This window comes from Azospirillum sp. P4_B5 (genome assembly GCF_056402275.1).
The window spans coordinates 72,775-89,069 of record NZ_JBFUHT010000008.1; the positions used below are offsets into that span (position 1 = coordinate 72,775).

Sequence of the window (16,295 nt, forward strand, 5' to 3'; positions counted from 1 at the left end):
GGAGAGTTCTCGTGATCAAGCGCGTTGAGAAGACCAAGATCATGCACCGCGTCGTCGTCAGCAACGGCATCGCCTTCCTCGGCGGCATCATTGCCGACGACGTCAGCGTCGGCATGCAGGAGCAGACCGCCCAGATCTGCAAGAAGCTGGACGCCGTGCTCGCCATGGCTGGGACGGACAAGACGAAGCTGCTGTCCGCCCAGCTCTTCATCACCGACATGAAAGCCAAGGACGGCATGAACGCCGCGTGGCTGGAGTGGCTGAACGGCGACGACCTGCCGGCCCGCGCCACCATCGGCGTCGCCGACCTGGGCGACCCGTCGATCCTGATCGAGGTCGTGGTCACCGCCGCGGTCTAACCACACCCTGAAACGAACGGGGGCGCCCGGCACCGTCATGGTGCGGCGGGCGCCCCCGGTCAACGAGCCCGGCCGTGATCGGCGGCCGGCCTCACGCCATGTCCTCACGCCATGTGGCGGAGGACTTCGTTGCTGCCGCGCCAGATCATGTCGAGCGCGACGTAGGAGATGATGGCGAGGCCGACCCAGCCGATCCAACGGTGCTTGTGCAGGACATGCGCGATCATGTTGGCGGCGGCGCCCATCAGAACGACCGACAGGACCAGACCGATCACCAGGATGGTCGGGTGTTCCTTGGCGGCGCCGGCCACCGCCAGCACGTTGTCGAGCGACATCGACACGTCCGCCACCACGATCTGCCAGATCGCCGCGCCGAAGGTGGTCGCTCCGGCCGCCGCGACGGCGGCGTTGCCCGCCATCCCGGCGGTGACGGTGCCCGAGGGGTCGGGCGCGTCCATCGCCTCGTCGGGGGCGATCTCGTCCGCGCCGTGGCTGCGCAGCTCGCGGTACATCTTCCAGCACACCCACAGCAGCAGGACGCCGCCCGCCAGGGTCAGGCCTATGATGGCGAGGAGCTGGGTGGTGATCAGGGCGAAGAACACGCGCAGCCCCATGGCGGCGGCGATTCCCCAGAAGATGACCTTGCGGCGCTGGGCCAGCGGCACCGCCGCGGCGGCCATGCCGACCACGATGGCGTTGTCGCCGGCCAGAACGAGGTCGATGGCGATGACTTGGAGCAGCGCGGCGAGCGCGTCGGCTGTGAACAGATCGGTCATGCGGTGCCTTCCTCTAGCATAGGGCAAGAGAGCAGCACCCACGGGCGGGACCAGGCACAGGGCAGAAACGCTGCCGGCAGGGGCGGGCGGGCGGGGGCCACTCTGAATGTCTCCAGTCCGACATCACAGTTCAGGGAACTGTCAGAGGGGCCCGGCCTGGTAAGCCGGTCTTTATACCAACACTCCCGGCACCACAACTTCGGTTTCGCCGGGGCGGCCATGCGATTGTGTATGGGGTGAGGGCGGCACGCCCACGCCCCGGACGTCGCGGCCTTGGGTGCGGGCGTGCCGTTTCGCTCAGAGCGGCCCCGTCAAAGAGGCAGCGTGCCGACCGGCGTGCCGTCCGCCGTCTCGATGGACAAGGACGTCCAGCGCGGCGCCCGGCCGCCGCTGCGGCTCACCGACAGAGAGGCCGCGTCCGTGCCGCTGATGGTCAGCAGGCAGATGGACTCGTCGCGGCACACGCTCTCCCCGTCGTCGTCGAACAGGGTCAGCGGGGCGTAGCCCTCCGGGCCGGGGAAGCAGCGGACGGTCAGCGGGCCTTCCGCCCAGGAGGGGGCAGGGCCGAGCGGCAGCAGCGTGCCGGCCCGGACGAAGGCCGGGGCCACGCCCAGCGGCGCCGCCACGGTGACGCGCCCGCCGCCGTCGTAACGCCGGCCGTCGCGCAGGTCGTACCAGCCGCCGGGCACCGCCGGCAGCCAGACCTCCAGCTCCGTCCGGCCGGGGTCGAGGACCGGGGCGACCAGCAGCCGGTCGCCGACCATGGTGCTGTCCTCCTCCCCGTAGGCCTCGGGCTGGTCGGGGAAATCGTAGAACAGCGGCCGCATCACCGGGTCGTGGTCGCGGTGCGCCCGCCACAGCAGCGTGTAGAGCAGCGGCACCAGCCGCTCGCGCCAGTCCAGCGCGGCCTTCACCTGGGGCAGCAGCTCCGGGTAGGTCCAGGGCTCGGTGACGCTGCCGTCGTCGTTCCAGGAATGGATGGTGAAGCGCGGCCACCACACCGCCTGCTCGATCCAACGCATCAGCAGTTCCGGCTCCGGCCGGGGACCGGCGAAGCCGCCCACGTCGTGGCCGTAGTCGAACAGGCCCGACAGGCTGAATCCGTGCCCCATGCGCAGGTTCCAGCGCAGCGTCTTCCAGCTCGTCCGGTTGTCGCCCGACCAGGTCTGCACATAGCGCTGGAGGCCCGGCCCGCCGGAGCGCGAGATCAGGTAGGGGCGCTTGTCCGGCGCGTGGGCCACCTGGGCCAGATGCGAGGCGCGGATCATCAGGTGCGTCTGCACCGGGCGCAGCGTCGCCATCGTGCCGCCATGGCCGTTGACGTCGCAGACCGCCGCGTCGTCCCAGATCTCGAACTCGTTGTTGTCGTTCCAGGTCGAGCCGATGCCGCGCTCCAGCAGCTCCTTCGTGACGTTCGCCATCCACCAGCGCGTGGTCGCCGGGTTGGTGAAGTCGAGATAGGCGCCGTCGCCGCCCCAGAACTGGGTGATCTGCGGGGTGTCCGGGGCGTCGCTGTCGCGCACGAAACCGCCGAAGCCCTGGACCTCCGCGAATTTCGGATGGTCGTTGAGCAGCGCCGGCTTGATGTTGGCGACGAGATGGACGCCGGCCTCGGCGAACTTGGCGGTCACCGCCTCCGGCTCGGGGAACTTGTCGCGGTTCCAGTGGAAGACGTAGCGCTTGTCGCCGATCATCGTGTAGCCGGACGACATCTGGAACGAGCCGCAGGGCAGGCCGTGCTGCTTCAGCGCGTCGAGGAATCCCAGCAGCCGCACCCCGGCGTCCGGCGCGTCGGTGTACTGCATGGTCGAGCCGGAATAGCTGATCGCCCAGCGCGGTCGGAAGGAGGTGCGGCCGGTCAGGGCGGTGAAGTTCGCCACGACCTGCGGAACGCTCGGGCCGAACAGGACGTAGCAGTCGAGATCACCATCCGACGCCTCGAAGCGGATGAAGTCGCCGTGGTAGGCGTCGATGGTCTGGCCGAGGTCGAAGAGGCCGCGCGACAGGTTGTCGTAGAAGACGCCCACCGCCGCCCCGCCGCGCTCCGGACGCACGCTGAGGCAGAAGGGGATGTGCTTGTAGAGCGGGTCGCTGGTCTCCGCGTCGTAACCGAGCGCGTCGGTCGTCCCCATGGCGAGGCGCCGGCCGCGCTTGTCGGTGCCGCCGCTCTTGTCGCCGAAGCCGTGGTAGCGCTCGCCGGCGTGGCTGACCAGATGGTGGGCGAAGCGGGGGGAGCGGTCGTCGAACAGGTAGGGCTGGGTCGGCCGGTCGGCCAGGACGAGGCGCCAGCCGTCGCCCTCCGCCGCCGGCTCGTACCAGCGCAGCGCCAGGGGCGCGCGCTGGACCACGACGCGCCAGCCGGGGGTGGTGACGGTGACGCTGTCGGCGCCTTCCTCGACCGCCGCCGGCGTGCCGGGAAAGCCGGTCAGGTCGCGGCGGTCGCGCCCGTCGATGGGGTCGGCCAGCGCGGGGTCGGTCTGGCCCGACAACTCGGGTGCCAGCGACCAGGTGCGCGGGGTGCGCAGCCCGGCTGGCCGTTCGATGAGGACGCGCGCCAGCGCGGGTCCCAGCGGGAACAGGGTCAGGCGGTAGCCGCGGTCGAGGTCGAAGGCGATCCCCTGGGGGCCGGCTTGCGCCCCGTCGCGGGACGGGGCGGATGCGGCAAGGGTGGCGCCGGTCAGCGTGCGCATGGCGCGTGAACTCCTGACGTCATGAGACCTGAGGTTTGTGGGGAGCCGGCTCCCGGGGGCGGGACCCGGCTTTGCGTCCCGCTTACTTGATGAGGCCGAAGAGGCTGGGCAGCCAGAGCGACAGGCCGGGGACGTAGGTGACCACCAGCAGCGCCGCCGTGCTCCAGGCGAAGAGGGGGATCAGCGGCCGGATCACCTGCTCGATCGACACGCGCGCCACGGCGCAGCCGATGAACAGGGCGCTGCCGGTCGGCGGCGAGACGATGCCGAGCGACAGGTTGAACACCAGGATCACCCCGAAATGCACCGGGTCCACCCCCAGCTCCACCAGCACCGGCAGGAAGATGGGCGTGAAGATCAGAATGCCCGGCGTGATGTCCAGGAAGGTGCCCATCAGCAGCAACACGACGTTGACCAGCAGCAGCGCGACGATCCAGTTGCCGGACACCGACTGCACCCAGTCGCCGATGATCTGCGGAATCTCGGCCAGCGACATCACGTAGGCCATCGCCATGGAGGTACCGACCATCAGCGCGACCACCGCCGTCGCGACGATGGTGTCCACCAGGATCTGCATGATGTCGTCCATCGACAGCTCCCGGTAGGCGAGCGCCAGGGCGAGCGCATAGACGACGGCGATGGCCGATCCCTCGGTCGCGGTGAACACGCCGCCGACGATGCCGCCGATCACCACGATGATCAGACCCAGGCTGGGCAGGGCGGACAGCAGCGCGCGCGAGGACTGGGACAGGGTGGGGGACGGCAGGCGGGCGTAGCCGCGCCTCTTCGCCATGATCCAGGCCGGGATCATCACCGACAGGCCGAGCAGGATGCCCGGCAGATAGCCGGCCACGAACAGCGCCGCGATGGAGGTGCCGCCCGACACCAGCGAATAGACGATGAAGGCGCCCGACGGCGGGATCAGAAGACCGGTGATGCAGGAGGAGATGTTGACCGCCGCGGTGTAGCTGCGGTCGTAGCCGGCCTTGTCCATGGCCGGCTGCATGGTGCCGCCGATGGCCGAGGCGGCGGCCACCGCCGACCCCGACACGCAGCCGAACATCATGTTGGCGAGGATGGTGATCTGCGCCAGCGGTCCGGGCATCCAGCCGACGAAGACCTTGGCGCAGTCGATCAGGCGGCGGGCGATGCCGCCGCGGTTCATGATCGACCCGGCCATGAAGAAGAAGGGGATCGCCAGCAGCGCGAAGCTGTCCAGGCCGGTGGCGATGCGCTGCGCCGTCACCGAGATCGCCGGCAGCGGCGGCATGATGGTCAGCAGCGCCGTGATCGAGGCGAGCCCGGTCGCGTAGGAGATGGGCACGCCGAAGGCCAGAAGGGCGACGAAGGCGGCGCTGAGGACGAGGGCGGGGGAGAAGTCCATGGCTGCGTTCCCGCGACGGAAGGGGTGGGCGTCAGTCGAGCGAGACGGCGTGGCTGGTCACGCCCGGCCCTTCGCGCAGGCTCTCCAGCAGGGCGATGACCATGTAGATCAGGGTCAGCACACCGGAGAGCGGGATCACGGCGTAGACCCCCCACATCGGCAGCTGGAGCGCCGGCGTGACCTGGCCGAGCGTGCGCGCCTTGTCCACCAGCAGCCAGCCGCCGCCGCACAGGATCGTCACCGTGAACAGCGCGACCAGCGCCGCGATGGCGATCTCGACGCCGCCGCGCGGACGGGCCGGCAGAAGATCCACCAGCCCGGTGATGGCGATGTGGCCGCGCTTGCCCAGCACATAGGCCGAGCCGAGCAGGCTGACCCAGATGAAGGCAAAGCGGGCGATCTCGTCCGTCGCCGACGTCGAGACGTTGAGCGCGTAGCGGGCGACGACCTGCCACACCACGCAGCCCAGCATGGCGACCGTCAGCGGGATCGTGATGGCGAGCACGAGGCGGTCGAGCGTGCGGTGGATGGTGGCCAGCATGGGGGCGCTCCTCTGTTTCGACGCGGCGAGCGGGGCGGGGTCTTACTTGACCGCCTGGATGCGGTCGGCGAGCGTGGCCAGCGCCGGGGTGGCCTTCAGGTCGTCGTACATGGGCTGCACCACCTGACGGTAGGCCGCCTTGTCGGCGTCCACGAACGTGACGCCCATCTTCACGGCCTCGCCCTCGGCCTTCTCCAGTTCGGCCGTCCAGCGGGCGTTGTGGGCCTTGGCGCTGTCGCGGGCCGCCTGGCGCAGAAGCTCCTGCTGCTCCGGCTTCAGCCGGTCCAGCGTGGCGGTGGCGACCAGCACCACATCGGGCACGCGGGTGTGCTCGTCGCGGGTGTAGACTTTCATCACCTCGCCGTGGCGGGCCAGCGTCAGGGCGGTCACGTTGTTCTCCGCCCCGTCGACGACGCCGGACTGCAGGGCCGTGTAGACCTCGCCCCAGGACAGCGGGGTGGCGGTGGCGCCCAGCAGGTTGATCATGCGGGTGGCGATCGGGCCGGGCTGGACGCGGACCTTCAGGCCCTTCAAATCCTCCGGCTTGGCCAGCGGCTTGTTGGCGTAGAAGCTGCGCGTGCCGTTGTCGTAGTAGGCGAGGCCGACGAAGGCCTTGGCGCGGCTGGAGGCCAGGATCTCGTCGCCCACCGCGCCGTCGACCACCTTGAAGAAATGGTCGCTGTCGCGGAACAGGAAGGGCATGTCGTAGACGCCGAAGCTCGCTTCGAAGGCGGCGAGCGGCGAGGCGTTGGCGTGCACGAGGTCGAGCGCGCCGTTCTGCATCTGCTCGATCAGTTCGCGCTGCTGGCCGAGCTGGCCGGCGGGGAACACCTTGATGTCCAGCTCGCCCTTGCTGCGCTCGCGCACCAGCTTGGCGAACTCGTCCAGCGAGACGTCCACCGGGTGGCCCTTGGCCAGCCCGTGGCCGAGGCGCAGCGTGGTCTTGGCGGCGGCCGGCCCGGCGAGGGTCAGGCCCATGACGGCGGCGACGGCGGCGGCGAGAAGGGCGGCGTGGCGGCGGTTCAACGCGAACATGACGGTTCCTCCGGTTATCGTGATTTGGCTGTTTGGGTGTGCGGCGATGCGGGCGCCTCGGCGTCGGCCATCGCCCGGTAATGGGCCGCAAGGACGGCGAAGGCGCGCTTGCGTGTGGTCTTGTCCTCGGCGATCAGCCCCTTGCGGTTCCAGCCGCGCTGGAAGGCGGTCTGCCGCCGCTCGGTGCGGAAGTCGTAGAGGACCCAGGGCGTCATCCCGCGCACATAGGGGGCGGTGGCGAGGATGGCGAGCTGCTCGCGGTAGACCGCCTCCTGGCAGTCCTCGGTGAAGAGGTCGCGCGGGCCGCCGCGCAGGCCCGCCACCGCGTCGGCGCCGAATTCGGAGATGATCACCGGCTTTCCAGGGGCGGAGTTGGCGAGCAGCCGGCGCAGCCCGTCGAAGGAGGGCTCGTACCAGCCGAAATATTCGTTGAGGCCGATCACGTCGAGATGGTCGGCCAGCCGGTCGGCGATGGCGAACCGCTCGCGGTCGATCAGGCAGGCCGCGGTCACCAGCCGCGTCGGGTCCAGCTGGCGGGCCAGCGCGGCCAGCCGCGCCATGAAGGACAGGCGGGCGTCGGTGTCGGCGTTCTCGTTGCCGACGCCCCACAGGATCGTGCTGGCCCGATTGCGGTCGCGGGCGATCAGCTCGGCGAGCTGGTTCGCGGCGTCCTCGTACGTGTCGGGGTTGGCGAAGTCGATGGCCCAGTAGACGGGAATCTCCGACCACAGCATCAGCCCGACCTCGTCGGCGATGGCCGCCGCGCGCGGGTCGTGCGGGTAATGGGCGAGGCGGAGGAAATTGCAGCCCAGCGCCTTGGCGTCGGCAAACCGGCGGCGGATGTCCGCCTCTTCACTGGTCTTGCCGAGCGTAAGGTCGTCCTCATGGACGGAAACGCCGCGCAGGGTGATGTCGCGCCCGTTGAGGAGGATGCGCTCCCCTGCCACGGCGATCTCGCGGAAGCCGACGCGGTCGGCCACGGAATCGGCGCCGAAGCGCAGGGTGACGCCGTAGAGGCGCGGCGAGTCCGGCGACCACAGTTCCGGGGCGAGGTCGAACTCCACCCGGCCGCGTCCGGCGGTGATGGGAACAGGGGAGGGCGGCAGCAGCCCGTCGATGGCGACGGTCGCCGTGCCGTCCACCGGGTCGGACAGGGTGACGTCCACGGCGACGCGGCGGAAGCCGCTGCCCGACACCAGCGCCACGCCGAAGTCCCGGATGAACAGCGCGGGCAGCCGCAGCAGCGCGACGGAGCGGTAGAGGCCGCCGTAGTTGAACCAGTCGGTGTGGCGCATCGGCACCCGGTCGGTCCGGCGCGCGTTGTCGACCTGGATCTGGAGGCGGTTCGGGCCGGGGCGCAGGTGCCCGGTCAGCTCGACGCAGAAGGGTGTCGAAGCGCCGCGGTGCGCCCCCAGGAATTGGCCGTTCAGGAAGACGCGGGCCTCGTAGGCGGCGGCGCCGACATGCAGGACGGTGCGTTCATCGGCCTCGCCCGGCCTGTGCTCCAGCGTCCGCGTGTACCAAGCGCCGCCCTCGTAATGCCGCCATTCCGGGTGCCGCATGTTCCAGCAGGCGGGAACCGGAGCGGTCTGCCACGCGCCGTCGTCGTAATCGCGCGGGACGGTCCATTCCGAGGCCGGCGCCGGCTCGTCGGCGTACCATGTCTGGCGCAGCCCCTCGTCATGGGGGTCGATGGCGAATCGCCAATCGCCATCCAGCGACTCAACGGCGCGCCCGGCGACGGTCACCAGGGACGCGGCGCCCACCCGCCCACGGGCGAAGGCGTCGGCGTAGCTCTCGTCATGGAGGTGGTCGTAAGGGTCAACGACCGTGGCGCGGTCGGCGCCTTCGGCTGTCATGAGCGTTCTCTCCCTCGTCTTTTTTCCACGCCCGCTTTGCAGAAGGGGCGAGGTTGGGCAATTCGTCCGTTCGCCGGCATCGTTACCGATATCACGGCGGAGGGAAATCGATTACCCTTGCCGAAACAATAGGCGCGCGTGCATCTCTACGCAACCGGTTTTCATGCCGCCCGCCCACCGCCAACCCTCTTGCGCAGACCGAGGTGCCGATGTCCCCGCCATCCGACCGCAACCGCGCCTCGCGCGCGGAGCGCGCGTCGCTCACCCCGTCGCTCGCCCAGGTGGCGGCCCGTGCCGGGGTGTCGGTCGCCACCGCCTCGCGCGTCATCAACGGCGTCGCGAACAAGGCGACGGCGGAGACGGCGGAGCGGGTGAGAGCGGCGATCCGCGAGCTGGGCTACCGGCCCGGCAGCGTCGGGCGGGCGCTGCGCCGCCGGGAGAGCCGCATCGTCGGCGTGCTGGCCGCTAATCTCGCCAACCCCTCCATGGCGGCCATCGCCTCGTCCATCGAATGGTCGCTGCGCGGGGAGGGGCTGGTGATGTCGCTGTGCGACACGCACGAGCGCGCCGACGTGCAGGACGAGTACATCCGCGAAATGCGCGCCCAGCTCGTCCGCGCAATGATCCTGGTGGGCGCGGTGGACAGCCCTGCGCTGGACGAGGCGCGGGCCGCCGGCGACACGCTGGTCTTCGTGAACCGCCCGGACCCCGGCGACCCGTCGTCGCCCTATGTCGGGCTCGACAACGCCGGTGCCGGGGCGGAGATCGCCGAACGGCTGCTGGAGCGCGGGGTGCGCCGTATCGGCGTCCTCCACGCCTCGCTGGACCGCACCGCCGGTCACTGGCGCCTGCTCGGGCTGTTCGACCGGCTGGCCGAGGCGGGGGTGGACACGGCGGCCATTCCCTGCGCCACCGGGCCGGGGCTGGATCACATCGTGGCCGGCTATCACGCCATGGGCACGATGCTGGAGCGGCCGGACCGCCCGCCGGTGATCGTCTGCCTGAGCGACCTGCTGGCCTACGGCGCCTACCGTCGCGCGCGGGAGGCTGGGCTGGACGTGCCGGGCGACGTGGCCTTCTTCGGCTTCGACGACAACCCGATCAACCCCTGGATCGCCGACTGGCTGAACTCGGTCCGCGTGCCGTCCGACCATTTCGGCCCGGCCATTGTGGGGATGCTGCACCGGCTCTGGGACGGAGAGGAGCGGCCGGCCCCGCTGCTCCTGACCCACCAGCTGACCATCCGCAATCGCCGTCTGCCGGGCGAGACTGCACCTGTCTCGGGGAGTTGAGCCGGGCTCCGAACCCCGTGAGTCGATGAGCAGTCGGACTGATGCATGGCTTGGGCTTTGCGGCAGTACCCACTCGAGTGGGCCAGGTGGCGCGGGCGGGCGTGGACAGCGTGTCAACGTCGCTGGGCGCAACGGCGCGATCTGGCGGCCAGCGCATCGCCCTCGAAGCGCGTCGCGTCAAGCGTCAGGCTGTTCTGCGAGTCCGTTGCAAGCGGGTCGTGCGACGCGGCTGGCGGGATATCCGTTCACTATGCGCTCGAGGATGTCGCACAAGTAGGCGGAAGGCTCGACACCGTTGAGCTTGCAGGTTTTCACCAGCGAGGCGATCACCACTCAGCGGTGGCCGCCGCCTTCGCAGTCGGCGAACAGGCTGTTCTTCCGGCTCAAAGCCCGCCCACCGACTTTCCGGCGGGCGGCTTGAGGGCCTCCAGGTTTGAGACGGTCTCTCCCGGACAATCTGATCACTTTCGTGTGGTGACCCCAACTCGGCGCGACAGCTGACGGAACCCCCCTGCTCCAGCCTCAGGCAGGTTCGCCGATGGTCAGCGCGATGGTGCCGACCTGGGCAATCGAGCCTTCGATCCGGTTACCGGGCCTGACCGGGCCGACGCCCTCCGGGGTGCCGGTGTAGATCAGGTCGCCCGGCTGCAGGTGGTAAAGGGTGGACAGATGGGCGATCAGCTCTGGAATCGACCAGATCAACAGAGTCAGGTCGGTGGACTGCTTCGTCTCGCCATCGACCCGCAGTTCGAGCGTCCCGCTCGTCGGGTGGCCGCACGCCGCCACCGGGACGATCTCCGACAGCACGGCGGAGTCTTCGAAATCCTTGCCGATGTCCCAGGGCCGCTGCTTGGCGCGGGCGGCGAGCTGCAGGTCGCGCCGGGTCATGTCGAGGCCGCAGGCATAGCCGTAGACCACCTCCAGCGCCTGTTCCCGCGCGACGCGGAAGGCCGGCTTCCCGATGGCGACGACCAGTTCCATCTCGTAATGGTAGTTCTCGGTGGCCGGCGGGTAGGCGATGGCCGCCCCGCTCGGGACGTAGGTGCCGGGGGACTTGGTGAAGTAGAAGGGCGCCTCGCGGTCGACCGGCACGCCCATCTCGCGGGCATGGGCCTCGTAATTCCGGCCGACGCAGAAGATGCGGTTGATCGGGAAGCGGGCATCGGTGCCGCGGACCGGTGCGGCGGGAAGCGGCGCCGGATCGATGACATAGCGGGTCAAGTCGGTTCGTCCTTGGATGGGGTTAAGTTACTCGGCATCGGGCTGGCGGCCGGGCTCCGCGGCCTGGAAGGCGGGCAGGGCGCGCGCCGCCGCGGCGATGCGGCGGATGGTGGGATAGGCGTCGAGCGGGCAGTTCGTCCGCTCCGCGTTGAAGACCTGCGGGACGAGGCAGACGTCGGCCAGCGTCGGCTCGTCGCCGAAGCAGAAGGCGCCGGGCTGCGGGCTGGCCGCCAGCATCGCCTCCAACCCGCGGAAGCCCTCCGCCACCCAATGGGCGTACCAGGCGTTGCGCGCCTGCTCGTCCAGGCCGAGATCGTCGCGCAGGTGGTTCAGGATGCGCAGGTTGTTGACCGGGTGGATGTCGCAGGCGATGGCCAGCGCCACCGACCGCACCCAGGCGCGGCCGAACGGGTCGCGCGGCAGCAGGGCCGGGGTGGGATGGGTCTCATCCAGATAGTCGATGATGGCGAGCGACTGGGTCAGCGCCCGGCCGTCCTCGACCAGCGCCGGCACCAGCCCCATCGGATTGACGGCGAGATAGCCGGGCGAGCGTTGCTCCTTCCGGCGCAGGTGGATGAAGTGCTGCTCCGCCTTCAGTCCCTTCAGGTTGAGCGCGATGCGCAGCCGGTAGGCCGCGGACGACCGGAAATAGCCGTAGACCTCCATCGGCATGCTCCTCAGTCCTTCCCCCGGTTGCCGCGGTCTTCGCGCCACAGGCCGAGCTTCTGTTGGGCGATGCGGTCGGAATAGCTGAAGATCACCGCATCCTCGTCGGCGTGATGGCTCACCCATTTCCAGCTCGGCACGACGAACACGTCCTTCGGCCCCCAGGCGAAGGGCTGCCCGTCGATCGTCGTGGTGCCGCGGCCCTCGACCACCGCGAAGATGGTGGCGTCGGTGCTGCGATAGGCGCTGGTTGCGAAATCCTTGGGCAGGAGTTGCATGAAGGCCGACATGGTCGGCATCGGCGAACCGCCGTCCACCGGATTGACGAACCGCATCTTCAGCCCGTGGCAGGGGTCCCAGTCCTGCTGGCGGCGCATCGTCTCCAGCGCCTCGCGGGTGCGGTCGTAGGGATAGTTGAAGATGGGGGAGGACGGCTGCGCCGCCTCGTAATCGACCGGCAGCATGTTGGCGCCGAATTGAGCCAGCGAATGGCCGGCCGGCCGGGTCACCGGCTGTTCCTCCTCCGGGTGGGATTCGGCGAAGGAGGCGTCGTAGAAGGAGACGGTCGGGATGTCGAGTCCGTCGAGCCAGATCATCGGCTCGTCGCTGTGGTTGCCGTGGTCGTGCCAGGCGCGCGGCGGGGTGATGACGAAATCGCCGACCTGCATGATGGTGCGCTCGCCGTCCACCGAGGTGTGGGCCCCGGCGCCGTCCAGCACGAAGCGCACCGCCGACTGGCTGTGGCGATGGGCCGGCGCCACCTCGCCCGGCAGCACCAGCTGAAGCCCGGCATAGAGCGAGGTGGTGATGCGGTTCTGGCCGGGCATGCCGGGATTCTCCAGCATCAGCACACGGCGCTCCGCCTCCTTGGCGGTGATGAGGGAGCCCGCTTCCAGCAGCAGCTCCTTCATCTCGGCGAAGTTCCACAGATGGGGCACGCAGGCGCTGCGCGGCTCGCGGGTGATGATGGCGCCCATCACCGACCACAGCGGGTTCAGGTTGCGTTTGCTGATCTTGTCATAATAGGCCTGCCGCTCGGGCGTGTCGGCGGGCGGTCCGGAGATGGACATGTCCTCTGTTCCTTTCTGTCAGATGGCGTCGCCGAGGCCGGTCACGCCATAGAGCCATGCGACGCGGTCGTAATGCTGCTCGCGGCTCGAATTGCCGAGGACGGCGTTGCGCAGCGCCGCCTGGCCGCCCGCCGGGTGGTAGACGTACTCGCCCATCAGGCGGGAATTGAGCTGGACCCGGCCGGTGCGGGCGAAGCGGTCGCGGTTGTAGGCGGAGAAGGCGGCGTCCAGCTTGCCGTCCGTCTCCGCCATGTGGTGCGACAGGTTGACCGCGTCCTCCAGCGCCATGCAGGCGCCCTGCGCCAGATATTGCAGCATCGGGTGGGCGGCGTCGCCCAGCAGAACGACACGGCCGTCCACCCAGTCGGGCGTCGGATCGCGGTCGCACAGCACCCAGAGCTTCCAATTCTCGCCGCGCTCGATGATCTGCTTGGGCCGGTCGGCGATGTGGCTGAAGCCCTCGTACACCACCTCCCTGGTCACCGGCACGCCGGCCACCGCCTCGGCGGCGTCGTTGTGGCAGGTGACGACGAGGTTGAAGACCTTGCCGCCCTTCAGCGGGTAATGGACGATGTGGCATTTCGGGCCGGCCCAAAGCGTCGCCGCGTTCCAGCGCAGATCCTCCGGCATCTGCTCGGTCGGGATGACCGAGCGGAAGGTGGTGTGGCCGGACACGCGCGGCTGGGCGTCGCCGACCACCTGCGCCCGCACCTTGGAGCGCAGCCCGTCGGCGCCGACCAGCGCCGAGCCGGTCAGCCGCCCGCCGTCGCCGAGCGTCACGGTGACCGACGCGCCGTCCTGTTCGTAGCGCTCCACCGACGAACTGGTGCGCAGCTCGATCAGGCCGCTGGTCCGGCAGGCGTCGAGCAGCACCATGTGCAGGTCGGCGCGATGGACGACGGCGTAGGGATTCTTGAAGCGCCGGCGGAACGGCTCGTCGAGCGGGATGGCGGCGATGCGCTCGTCGCGGACGGCGTCCATCAGCACCAGATGGTCGATGTAGACGGCCTTGGCCCGTGCGGCGTCGCCGACGCCGAGATAGTCGAAGGCGTGGAAGGCGTTCGGGCCGATCTGGATGCCGGCGCCGATCTCCCCCAATTCGGGAGCCTGTTCGAGCACGATCGAGCGGAAGCCCTTGCGGGCCAGCCCCAGCGCGGCGGCCAAACCGCCGATGCCGCCTCCGGCGATCAGGATGGGACGGTCAGGCATGTGTGTGTTCCTCTGCGTGATCTCTGGTCTTTCACAGCGTGGCGAGCAGCCCGCCGTCCACGGGGATGACCTGTCCGTTGATGAAGCCGCTGGCCGGGCCGGCGAGGAAGACCGCCACCCCGGCGATGTCGTCGGGCGTTCCCCAGCGGCGGGCCGGCACATCGCTCTCGATGTAGCTCTGGAAGGCCGCGTTCTCCTGCATCGCCACGGTGAAGCCGGTGGCGACGAAGCCGGGGGCGATGGCGTTGCAGGAGATGCCAAGCGGCCCGTATTCCACCGCCAGCGCCCGCGTCATGGCGGCCAGCCCGCCCTTGGCGGTGGCGTAGGGACTGATGGTGCCGCGCGCGCCGAAGGCCGCGACCGACGACATCAGCACGATGCGCCCGCTGCGCCGCTCCACCATCGACGGCAGCACCGCCTGGCAGAGGTTGAAGGCGCCGTCGACGTGGGTCTGCCACAGCGACGCCCATTCCTCCGGCCGGTAGTCCAGGAACGGCTTGCGAAGCTGGTTGCCGGCGTTGCTGAACAGGCTGTCGACGCGGCCCCAGCGGTCGAGCACCGCGGCGACGCCGGCCCGCACCGCCGCGGGTTCGGTGACGCCGAAGGGCACGGCCATCGCCTCCAGCCCGTCGTCGCGCAGGCGCGCGGCGGCCTGCTCCGCGCGGTCCGCATCGAGGTCGTTGACGGCGACGCGGGCACCGGCCTGCGCGGCGGCGCGGGCGGCGGCGAAGCCGATGCCGCCGGCCCCGCCGGTGACGAGGAAGACGGAGCCGCCGAGCCCGAAGCGGCTTTCCAGAAAGGCCTGAGCGGACATGCGCCGGCTCCTGTCGGTGGAGAGGGGAGGGAAGGGAGGATCAGAGCTTCTGCAGCTTGCAGGCGCCCGACGGGGCCGGGGTCGCCTGCTCGGCCGGGAAGGACATCGTCACCACCGGGCGCAGCTTGCCGTCCGTTTCGGCGACATGGCCGAAATAGTTGGGCAGAATCAGCTGGTTGTCCTCGGGCCGGAAGGCGACCCTGCCGAGGATGGTGTCGAAGCTGCCGCCGCTCATCGCCCGGGCGATGTCGATCGGCTTGACGCTCTTGGCCTTCTCGACCGCCTGGAAGATGACCTGCATGCCGAGATAAGTCTCGCCCTCGAAGTTGGAGGGCTGGTCGCCGTTGTAGTGCTTGGCCCAGGCGGCGACGAAGCTCTTGTTCTCCGGCGTGTCGAGGGTCGAGCTGTAGTTGATGATGCCGTGGATGCCCTTGGCGGTTTCGCCCATCGCCTGGACCGTGTTGTCGGTGACGAAGCTGACCCCGGCGGTGAAGACGCTGTCGAGCAGGCCGAACTGGCGGGCCTGGGTGGCGAAGCTGACGGCGTCGCGCCCGGCCAGCGCCACCCACAGCCCTTCGGCGCCCGACGCCTTGATCTGCTGGATGTAGGCGGCGTAATCGGTGGCGCCGAGCGGCGGGTAGAGCTCGGCGACGACCGATTTGCCGTTGGCGGTGGCGGCCTCCTTGAAGCCGGCGCCGGAGCCGCGGCCCCAGGCGCCGTCCATGCCGATGATCGCCCATTTCTGTTCCTTGCGGCCGGCAAGCCAGGGATTGACCACCGCCGCGTCCTGCGCGTCCTGGTGGTTGACCCGGAAGGCGCGGCGGACGCAGGAGTCGCCGGTGATCTTGTCGCTCTTGGTCACGGTGGCGACATAGAGCGCGTCCCAGCGGTCGAGCATCGGCGCGATGGCCAGCGCCTCGCCGGACGCGATGACCCCGGTCAGCACCTTGTAGCCTTCCAGCGCCAGCCGTTCGGACTGCTTGCGGGCGAGGTCGGGCTTGGCCTCGGTGTCGAGGATCTTGGCCTCGACCTTGTGGCCGGCGACGCCGCCCCGGGCGTTGGCCTCGGCGATGGCGAACTCGACGGCACGCTTGGCCTGGTTGCCGAGGTCGGCATAGGTGCCGGACATGGCGGTCGGCACGCCGATCTTCAGCATGTCCTGGGCATGGGCGGAACCGGAAAGGGCGGCACCGGAAAGGGCGAGGGCGAGCACGCTGGCGGCGCCGAGGGCGCGAAGCTTGAGGTTGTTCGTCCTGGTCACTGTTTCCTCCATGGTTCTGTTTTTCTTCCGTCTCCCACACTCTTCCCCCTCTCCCCCCTGGGGAGAGGGTCGGGGTGAGGGGGATGCGTAGCGACGGGTTCGGGGAAGGCGGGGAGCT

At 69.8% G+C, this 16,295-nt stretch carries 14 protein-coding genes and 1 pseudogene; 2 read left to right on the forward strand and 13 right to left on the reverse strand.

Annotation, left to right across the window (positions count from 1 at the left end; all coding sequences use genetic code 11):
• The first annotated feature begins 11 nt into the window (after nt 1-11).
• Entirely contained in the window at nt 12-359 is a 348-nt protein-coding gene (locus tag AC1DVI_RS08080) for a RidA family protein (protein WP_035680290.1), read from the forward strand.
• Between the two features lie 104 nt (nt 360-463).
• Here the strand turns inward: AC1DVI_RS08080 and AC1DVI_RS08085 are convergent, their stop codons facing one another.
• The 6 genes from AC1DVI_RS08085 to AC1DVI_RS08110 form a co-directional block, all read right to left on the reverse strand.
• Nucleotides 464-1,135 (reverse strand): TerC family protein, encoded by a 672-nt coding sequence (locus tag AC1DVI_RS08085; protein WP_476957505.1) that lies wholly within the window; start codon nt 1,133-1,135, stop codon nt 464-466.
• A 311-nt stretch (nt 1,136-1,446) separates the two neighbouring features.
• Nucleotides 1,447-3,825: a glycoside hydrolase family 31 protein gene (locus tag AC1DVI_RS08090; RefSeq protein WP_476957506.1), complete on the reverse strand. Its 2,379-nt coding sequence runs from the start codon at nt 3,823-3,825 to the stop codon at nt 1,447-1,449.
• Between the two features lie 82 nt (nt 3,826-3,907).
• On the reverse strand, nt 3,908-5,209 hold the full coding sequence (locus AC1DVI_RS08095; protein WP_476957507.1) for a TRAP transporter large permease: 1,302 nt from the start codon (nt 5,207-5,209) through the stop codon (nt 3,908-3,910).
• Between the two features lie 31 nt (nt 5,210-5,240).
• The gene (locus AC1DVI_RS08100) at nt 5,241-5,750 is read right to left on the reverse strand and encodes a TRAP transporter small permease (protein ID WP_476957508.1); all 510 of its coding nucleotides are present in this window, start codon (nt 5,748-5,750) and stop codon (nt 5,241-5,243) included.
• A 42-nt stretch (nt 5,751-5,792) separates the two neighbouring features.
• Complete coding sequence (locus AC1DVI_RS08105; protein ID WP_476957509.1) at nt 5,793-6,785, reverse strand: TRAP transporter substrate-binding protein; 993 nt, start codon at nt 6,783-6,785, stop codon at nt 5,793-5,795.
• A 14-nt stretch (nt 6,786-6,799) separates the two neighbouring features.
• Nucleotides 6,800-8,644: a glycoside hydrolase family 2 protein gene (locus AC1DVI_RS08110; protein WP_476957510.1), complete on the reverse strand. Its 1,845-nt coding sequence runs from the start codon at nt 8,642-8,644 to the stop codon at nt 6,800-6,802.
• A 209-nt stretch (nt 8,645-8,853) separates the two neighbouring features.
• Here AC1DVI_RS08110 and AC1DVI_RS08115 point away from each other — a divergent pair, with 209 nt between their 5' ends.
• On the forward strand, nt 8,854-9,936 hold the full coding sequence (locus AC1DVI_RS08115) for a LacI family DNA-binding transcriptional regulator (RefSeq protein WP_476957511.1): 1,083 nt from the start codon (nt 8,854-8,856) through the stop codon (nt 9,934-9,936).
• Nucleotides 9,937-10,113: 177 nt separating this feature from the next.
• Here AC1DVI_RS08115 and AC1DVI_RS08120 read toward each other — a convergent pair.
• The 7 genes and pseudogenes from AC1DVI_RS08120 to AC1DVI_RS08150 all read right to left on the reverse strand — a co-directional run.
• Nucleotides 10,114-10,326: pseudogene (locus AC1DVI_RS08120) on the reverse strand (transposase domain-containing protein); the annotation flags it as partial.
• Nucleotides 10,327-10,458: 132 nt separating this feature from the next.
• Nucleotides 10,459-11,157 (reverse strand): fumarylacetoacetate hydrolase family protein, encoded by a 699-nt coding sequence (locus AC1DVI_RS08125; RefSeq protein ID WP_476957512.1) that lies wholly within the window; start codon nt 11,155-11,157, stop codon nt 10,459-10,461.
• Between the two features lie 27 nt (nt 11,158-11,184).
• Nucleotides 11,185-11,823, reverse strand: coding sequence for a maleylacetoacetate isomerase (gene maiA, locus AC1DVI_RS08130; RefSeq protein WP_476957716.1), 639 nt, complete (start codon nt 11,821-11,823; stop codon nt 11,185-11,187).
• Nucleotides 11,824-11,834: 11 nt separating this feature from the next.
• Nucleotides 11,835-12,893: a gentisate 1,2-dioxygenase gene (gene gtdA / locus AC1DVI_RS08135; RefSeq protein WP_476957513.1), complete on the reverse strand. Its 1,059-nt coding sequence runs from the start codon at nt 12,891-12,893 to the stop codon at nt 11,835-11,837.
• Between the two features lie 18 nt (nt 12,894-12,911).
• Complete coding sequence (locus AC1DVI_RS08140) at nt 12,912-14,102, reverse strand: 3-hydroxybenzoate 6-monooxygenase (protein WP_476957514.1); 1,191 nt, start codon at nt 14,100-14,102, stop codon at nt 12,912-12,914.
• 31 nt (nt 14,103-14,133) lie between these two features.
• Nucleotides 14,134-14,916 (reverse strand): SDR family NAD(P)-dependent oxidoreductase, encoded by a 783-nt coding sequence (locus AC1DVI_RS08145; RefSeq protein WP_476957515.1) that lies wholly within the window; start codon nt 14,914-14,916, stop codon nt 14,134-14,136.
• A 40-nt stretch (nt 14,917-14,956) separates the two neighbouring features.
• Nucleotides 14,957-16,177 (reverse strand): ABC transporter substrate-binding protein, encoded by a 1,221-nt coding sequence (locus AC1DVI_RS08150; RefSeq protein ID WP_476957516.1) that lies wholly within the window; start codon nt 16,175-16,177, stop codon nt 14,957-14,959.
• Between the last annotated feature and the right edge of the window lie 118 nt (nt 16,178-16,295).

What these genes read in the sequence shown, in the direction of transcription:
- AC1DVI_RS08110 (WP_476957510.1), bottom strand. Translation starts at nt 8,644, where the DNA reads ATGACAGCCGAAGGCGCCGACCGCGCCACGGTCGTTGACCCTTACGAC.
- AC1DVI_RS08090 (WP_476957506.1), bottom strand. Translation starts at nt 3,825, where the DNA reads ATGCGCACGCTGACCGGCGCCACCCTTGCCGCATCCGCCCCGTCCCGC.
- maiA (WP_476957716.1), bottom strand. Translation starts at nt 11,823, where the DNA reads ATGGAGGTCTACGGCTATTTCCGGTCGTCCGCGGCCTACCGGCTGCGC.
- AC1DVI_RS08100 (WP_476957508.1), bottom strand. Translation starts at nt 5,750, where the DNA reads ATGCTGGCCACCATCCACCGCACGCTCGACCGCCTCGTGCTCGCCATC.
- AC1DVI_RS08105 (WP_476957509.1), bottom strand. Translation starts at nt 6,785, where the DNA reads ATGTTCGCGTTGAACCGCCGCCACGCCGCCCTTCTCGCCGCCGCCGTC.
- AC1DVI_RS08140 (WP_476957514.1), bottom strand. Translation starts at nt 14,102, where the DNA reads ATGCCTGACCGTCCCATCCTGATCGCCGGAGGCGGCATCGGCGGTTTG.
- AC1DVI_RS08095 (WP_476957507.1), bottom strand. Translation starts at nt 5,209, where the DNA reads ATGGACTTCTCCCCCGCCCTCGTCCTCAGCGCCGCCTTCGTCGCCCTT.
- AC1DVI_RS08115 (WP_476957511.1), top strand. Translation starts at nt 8,854, where the DNA reads ATGTCCCCGCCATCCGACCGCAACCGCGCCTCGCGCGCGGAGCGCGCG.
- AC1DVI_RS08145 (WP_476957515.1), bottom strand. Translation starts at nt 14,916, where the DNA reads ATGTCCGCTCAGGCCTTTCTGGAAAGCCGCTTCGGGCTCGGCGGCTCC.
- AC1DVI_RS08085 (WP_476957505.1), bottom strand. Translation starts at nt 1,135, where the DNA reads ATGACCGATCTGTTCACAGCCGACGCGCTCGCCGCGCTGCTCCAAGTC.
- gtdA (WP_476957513.1), bottom strand. Translation starts at nt 12,893, where the DNA reads ATGTCCATCTCCGGACCGCCCGCCGACACGCCCGAGCGGCAGGCCTAT.